Annotated in this window: 7 protein-coding genes; 6 read left to right on the forward strand and 1 reads right to left on the reverse strand. The window is 69.7% G+C overall.

Annotation, left to right across the window (positions count from 1 at the left end; all coding sequences use genetic code 11):
- Positions 1–20: 20 nt before the first annotated feature.
- The 6 genes from AC1DVT_RS16940 to AC1DVT_RS16965 all read left to right on the forward strand — a co-directional run bounded on the left by AC1DVT_RS16940 (position 21) and on the right by AC1DVT_RS16965 (position 5,514).
- The gene (locus AC1DVT_RS16940; RefSeq protein ID WP_477390205.1) at positions 21–1,268 is read left to right on the forward strand and encodes a YihY/virulence factor BrkB family protein; all 1,248 of its coding nucleotides are present in this window, start codon (positions 21–23) and stop codon (positions 1,266–1,268) included.
- A 22-nt stretch (positions 1,269–1,290) separates the two neighbouring features.
- A complete protein-coding gene (locus AC1DVT_RS16945; RefSeq protein ID WP_457099981.1) occupies positions 1,291–2,139 on the forward strand; it encodes an exodeoxyribonuclease III in 849 nt (282 codons plus the stop codon).
- 119 nt (positions 2,140–2,258) lie between these two features.
- Positions 2,259–3,263 (forward strand): tryptophan--tRNA ligase, encoded by a 1,005-nt coding sequence (gene trpS, locus AC1DVT_RS16950; RefSeq protein WP_477390195.1) that lies wholly within the window; start codon positions 2,259–2,261, stop codon positions 3,261–3,263.
- 46 nt (positions 3,264–3,309) lie between these two features.
- Positions 3,310–3,876 (forward strand): GNAT family N-acetyltransferase, encoded by a 567-nt coding sequence (locus AC1DVT_RS16955; protein ID WP_477390197.1) that lies wholly within the window; start codon positions 3,310–3,312, stop codon positions 3,874–3,876.
- Between the two features lie 145 nt (positions 3,877–4,021).
- Positions 4,022–4,585 (forward strand): GNAT family N-acetyltransferase, encoded by a 564-nt coding sequence (locus AC1DVT_RS16960; protein ID WP_477390199.1) that lies wholly within the window; start codon positions 4,022–4,024, stop codon positions 4,583–4,585.
- A 32-nt stretch (positions 4,586–4,617) separates the two neighbouring features.
- The gene (locus tag AC1DVT_RS16965; RefSeq protein ID WP_477390201.1) at positions 4,618–5,514 is read left to right on the forward strand and encodes an Fpg/Nei family DNA glycosylase; all 897 of its coding nucleotides are present in this window, start codon (positions 4,618–4,620) and stop codon (positions 5,512–5,514) included.
- A gap of 3 nt (positions 5,515–5,517) precedes the next feature.
- On the opposite strand, the gene AC1DVT_RS16970 is transcribed toward AC1DVT_RS16965, so the two are convergent.
- Positions 5,518–6,404 (reverse strand): FGGY family carbohydrate kinase (locus AC1DVT_RS16970; protein ID WP_477390203.1); only part of this gene is annotated, 887 nt, incomplete at its 5' end.

Raw genomic sequence — 6,404 nt, forward strand, 5'->3', positions numbered from 1 at the left:
GTCCCCGCTACTCTGACACCGTGACCGCCTCGCCCGATCCTCGTGACGCGCCGGCCAAGCGTGACGCGGCAGCGCGGGCGCGCGAGGAAGAGGAGAACCTCCGCAGGCGGTGGGACTCGACGCAGTCTGGGCTCCGGCAGCGGTTCGATGCGCCGATCAGCCGGGCCACCGAGATCACCCAGAAGACGCTCGGCCTATTCCCCGTCCGCGTGTGGCGGCACTTCCTGCTCCGCAACGGGTTCCTCCTCGCGGCAGGAGTGAGCTATCAGGCGCTCTTCGCGATCTTCGCCGCCATCTACGTCGCATTGGTGGTCGTCGGGCTATGGCTCGGCGGGAGCGAGGATKCCGTTGCCGCCCTGATCGACGTCGTCAACAACTACCTTCCCGGCCTCATCGACGAGAACGGCGCCATCACCCCCGAGCAGGTCCAGGAGGTCGTGAGCCAGAGTTCTGGGGTGCTCGGTGTGACCGGCGTGATCGCGGTGGGCGCCCTCATCTGGACGGCGATCGGGTGGGTCACCTTCGCCCGGCGCTCGGTGCGCGACTTGTTCGGGCTGCCGGTGGATCCGCGCTCGTACGTCCTGCTCAAGGCGCGCGACCTGCTGGCGGCGCTCATCTTCGGGATCGCCCTGGTGCTGGGTGCTGCGCTGAGCTCGGCCGGAGCCCTGGCCCTGGCCGGGATCTTCAACCTGTTCGGCTGGACCGGTTCGCGGGTCATCGCCTCCGCCATCCAGACGAGTTCGATCTTCGTGTCTTTCGCGATCAACGCGGTTGCACTGGCGGCCCTGTTCCGTTTTCTCACGGGGACGAAGCTGCGCTGGCGGGTCATCTGGCCGGGCTCGCTCCTTGGCGGCGCGGCCCTGACGGTGCTTCAGCTGGGCGCGGGCCTGCTGCTGAGCTACACACCCTCGAACCCGCTGCTGGTGACCTTCGCGATCTTCATCGGGCTGCTGCTGTGGTTCCGACTCAACGGGATCGTCATGCTCGTCGCCGCGGCGTGGATCGCGGTGCACGCCGACGACCAGAAGATCCCGCTGCTCCCCAAGAGCGACGCCGAGCGGCTGCGTGAGGAGCACGCCGCGCTCGTGCTCGCCGCGCACGYGCGGCTGCGCACCGCACGCGAGGCGCGCGACCAGGCGCCCTGGTATCGCGCGTGGGCGGCCGACCGGGCCGTGCGGCAGGCGCAGGACGAGCTGGCCGCGGTCGAGGCATCCACTCCTCCCCTCCCGCCCCGTCAGCAGCGCGCTGCGTCGCCCGACCACGTCTGAGGTCGCGGCTAGGCTGGCGGTCGTGTCTCGCCGCGTCCGCATCGCCTCTGTCAACGTCAATGGCATCCGCGCCGCCGCCCGCAAAGGCATGCTCGGCTGGCTGTACGAGGCGGATGTCGACATCCTCGCGCTGCAGGAGGTGCGTGCCTCCGAAGCCGAGCTGCGCGCGGCGCTCCCGGGCTGGGACTTCGTGAACGATGAGGCCCTCGCAAAGGGCCGCGCAGGCGTCGCCGTCGCCAGTCGCCTCATGCCGGTCGAGGTGCGTCGCGAATTCGCCGACGAGGCACTCGACACGACGGGCCGCTGGATCGAGACCGACTTCGACATCGACGGCGAGCGCCTCACCGTCGTCAGCGCCTATGTGTACACCGGCGAGGCCGAGACCGCGCGCCAGGACGCGAAGTGGGCCTTCCTCGATGCGATGGAGGCGCGGATGCCGCAGCTGGCGGTGACGACGCCCCTCGCGGTGATCATGGGCGATCTGAACGTCGGGCACCGTGAGCTCGACATCCGGAACTGGCGTGGCAACGTGAAGAAGGCGGGGTTCCTCCCCCGCGAGCGGGCGTACTTCGACCGCTTCCTCGGGACAGCGGGTGCAGACGTCACCGGCGTCGACGGGTCGACCGGCACCGGTCTCGGCTGGGTGGATGTGGGGCGGCGGTTCCACGGCGAGATCGACGGGCCGTACACGTGGTGGTCCAGCCGCGGCAAGGCCTTCGACAACGACACCGGCTGGCGCATCGACTACCAACTGGCGACGCCGGCCCTCGCGGAGCGGGTCGCCGACTATCGCGTCGTGCGGGCGCCCTCCTGGGACACCCGGTGGAGCGACCACGCGCCCGTCGTGGTGGACTACACCTTCGGGGGCTGACGATCTGCGAACCGGCGACGCCTGCGCGTGGCGATTCTGAGACCGGCACATCGCGACAGCCGCGCCTGAGACCGCCGCAGGCGTGGGGGGCGCGGCATCCGTCGCCGTAGGATTGTTCGATGAGCAAACCCCGCCTCTACTCCGGTATGCAGCCTTCGGCCGACTCGCTGCAGGTCGGCAACTACATCGGGGCGCTCATGCAGTGGCGCGACCTGCAGGTGGCGTACGACGCGTACTTCTCGGTCGTCGACCTGCACGCGCTGACCCAGCCGAACGACCCCGCCGAGCTGCGCGAGAAGACCCGTCGCACCGCCGCGCAGTACATCGCCGCCGGCATCGAGCCGTCGAAGTCGACGCTGTACGTGCAGTCGCATGTGCCGGCGCACGCCGAGCTCGCCTGGATCCTCTCCACGGTCACGGGCTTCGGCGAGGCGGGACGGATGACGCAGTTCAAGGACAAGTCGCAGCGCTATGGCGCCGACACCACGTCCGTCGGACTGTTCACCTACCCGGTGCTGATGGCAGCCGACATCCTGCTGTACCAGACCGACATCGTGCCGGTCGGCGACGACCAGAAGCAGCACGTGGAGCTCACCCGCGACCTCGCAGAGCGCTTCAACGCCCGCTACGGCGAGACGTTCCGCGTGCCGATGCCCGTGATCCAGCAGGACACCGCGCGCATCTTCGACCTGCAGAACCYGACCGCGAAGATGTCGAAGTCCGCCGAGTCGGATGCCGGGGTCCTCTGGCTGCTCGATGACCCGGCCATCTCAGCCAAGAAGATCATGCGGGCCGTGACCGACAGCGAAGGCTCAGTCCGGTTCGACCGCGAGGCCAAGCCCGGAGTGTCGAACCTGCTCGTGATCTACGCGGCGCTCACGGGTCGGCAGATCCCCTCGATCGAGGACGAGTACGCCGGTCGCGGCTACGGCGACTTCAAGAAGGGTCTCGCCGAGGTCATCGTCAACGAGTTCGGGCCGGTGCGCGAGCGCGCACTCGGGCTGCTCGACGACCCAGCCGAGCTCGACCGCGTGCTGGGGGCGAACGCGGCGCGGGCCGCCGAGGTCGCTGGGCGCACCCTCAACGACGTGTACGACAAGGTCGGGCTGCTCCGCCGGGCGTAGCGTTATCGGCCGGATCGCCACCTTCGCGCGCGGCTAGGGTGGTGCGATGCAACCCGTCGTGCTGCGAACTGCGCGCCTGACCTTGGCCATCCCTACTGCGGCGGACGTCGATGCGATCGCCGAAGCGGCACAAGACCCTGAGGTGCCCCGCTGGACCACGCTCCCCTCGCCCTACGCGCGGCGGGACGCCGAGCAGTTCATCGTCAAAGCGGCGGAGTGGTGGGATGCGGAGTCCGAACTGACCTGGGGCATCCGGGTGGACGACGACTGGGTGGGCATGCTCGGACTGCACCGTCTGGAGCGTGGCGGGTCGGCGGAGATCGGATACTGGATGGCGTTGTCCGCGCGCGGTCACGGTTACCTGACGGAGGCTGCGCGGGCCGTGATCGACTTCGCGTTCGACCCGGACGGGCTCGACCTGAAACGACTCGACTGGCGTGCCGTGGTGGGCAACGTCGCGTCTGCCCGGGCTGCGCGCTCCCTGGGGTTCCACTACGAAGGACTCCAGCGTCAGGCGCTCTCCGACCCGCGCGGTCGGCACGATGGCTGGATCGCGGGACTGCTCGTCACCGACGACCGTAAGCCGCAGCCCTGGGCCGTGCTCGGGGACTGACCCGCGTCGGCCGGGCATGCGAGCATGACGTCATGCCGGAGATGCCTGAGGTGCAGGGGCTCGTCGACTTCCTACGGGAACGGGTGACGGGCCTCACCATCACGCGGGTCTCGGTCGCGAACATCGCCGCCGATAGGATCCGGGAATGGAACCCGTCGCGCTGCAGACGCCGCGGCTCGAGCTGTCGGTGCCGACGGGAGCCGACGTCGATGCCATCTTCGAGGCCTGTCAGGATGCGGCGATCGAGCGATACGTCGCGCTGCCGAGTCMGTACGAGCGGACACACGCGGAAGGCTTCATACCGCTCGTCGCCGAGCACTGGCAAACGGACTCCGAGTACACCTGGGCGGTGCGGGCCGATGGCCGGCTCGCGGGGATGATTGCGCTCCTGCGGAAGGACGACGGCTCCGCCGAGATCGGCTTCTGGATGGTCGCCGACGCCCGCGGTCGGGGAATCGTCACCGAGGCGGCACGCGCGGTGATCGACTGGGGCTTCTCGTCCGGCGGCGGGGGGCTTGACCGTATCGGATGGTATTCGGTCGCGGGAAACATTCCGTCCGCCCGTGCCGCACACACCCTGGGCTTCCGCTACGAAGGCCTGATCCGTCGCGGGGTCGTCGGCAACCGCGGGCGCGAAGACGGCTGGATCGCGGGCCTGCTCGCGTCCGACGATCGGACCCCTCAGCCCTGGGCGGTGCTCAGGGACTGACCCGCGTCGGCCCGGCATGCGAGGATGACGTCATGCCGGAGATGCCCGAGGTGCAGGGTCTCGTCGACTTCCTGCGGGAACGGGTGACGGGCCTCACCATCACGCGGGTCTCGGTCGCGAACATCGCCGCGCTGAAGACGTACGACCCGCCGGTCGACGCACTCAAGGGTGCCGAGGTCACGGGCGCTGCACGTCACGGCAAGTTCCTGGACCTGTCTACGACAGTGGCCGGGGCCACGCCGTCCGATGCCGGCGCACCCGGACCGCACCTGATCTTCCACCTCGCGAAGGCGGGATGGCTGCGCTGGTACGACACGCTGCCCGCCACGATCATCCGACCGGGGAAGACCCCGATCGCACTGCGCATCGCGCTCAGCGACGGCTCCGGCTTCGACCTCACCGAGGCCGGCACGAAGAAGTCCCTCGCGGTCTACGTCGCGCGCGCGCCGGCGGATGTGCCCGGGATCGCCCGGCTCGGGCCGGACCCGCTCGACCCCGCATTCACCCGCGACACGCTCGCGGGGCTCCTCGCCGGCCGCCGCACCCAGATCAAGGGGGTGCTGCGCGACCAGTCGGTGATCGCGGGGGTCGGCAATGCGTACTCGGACGAGATTCTCCACGCCGCGAAGATGTCGCCCTACGCGCTCGCGGCGACTCTCACCGACGCCGATGTCGACGCGCTGTTCGCCGCGATGACGACGACGCTCACCGAGGCCGTGACCGAAGCCACCGGCAAGCCCCCGGCCGAACTCAAGGACGCCAAGCGGCGCGGGATGCGCGTCCACGGTCGCCGCGGCGAGCTCTGCCCGGTGTGCGGCGACACCGTGCGCAGCGTCTTCTTCGCTGACAACTCGCTCGAGTACTGCCCCACCTGCCAGACCGGCGGCAAGATCCTGGCGGATCGCCGGCTCTCACGACTGCTGAAGTAGGGTTCAGCCGTCGGTGGTGCCCATCAGGGTGCGCGCGTCGGCGTCGACCCAGTCGAGCGACTTCGACACCGCCTTCTTCCACTGCCCGTAGCGCTGCTCCCGCTCGTCCTCCGGCATCCGCGGCTCGAATCGCACGTCCTCGCGCCAGTGCGCGCGCAGGTCGTCACGACTCGCCCACACCCCGGTGGCCAGGCCGGCCGCGTACGCGGCGCCGAGCGCCGTGGTCTCGACGACCTTCGGACGCACCACCGGGACGCCGAGGATGTCGGCCTGGAACTGCATCAGCAGGTCGTTGCGCGTCATCCCGCCATCCACCCGGATCTCTTCGAGTGCCCGCCCCGTGTCGGCGACGACGGCTTCGACGACGTCGCGCGTCTGGAACGCCGTGGACTCGAGCGCCGCCCGGGYGATGTGCGCCTTGTTCACGAAGCGGGTCAGCCCGACGAGCGCGCCGCGCGCATCGGGGCGCCAATAGGGGGCGAACAGGCCGGAGAACGCGGGAACGAAGTAGGCCCCGCCGTTGTCGTCCACCGAAGTGGCCAGCCGTTCTACGTCTTCGGACCGGTTGATGATGCCGAGATTGTCGCGCAGCCACTGCACGAGCGACCCGGTGACCGCGATGGACCCCTCGAGCGCATAGCGGGCCGGCTCGTCGCCGCATCGATACGCGACGGTGGTGATGAGTCCGTTGCCGGAGCGCACGATGTCGGTCCCCGTGTTCACCAGCAGGAAGTTGCCCGTGCCGTAGGTGTTCTTGGACTCTCCCGCGTCGAACGCCGCCTGCCCGAACGTTGCCGCCTGCTGATCGCCGAGGATGCCGGCGATCGGCAGGCCGTCTGCCGCGCCGGGCAGCCGCGCCTCGCCCACGACCTCGGAGGACGACCGAATGT

Source organism: Microbacterium sp. P2_F9, from assembly GCF_056403635.1.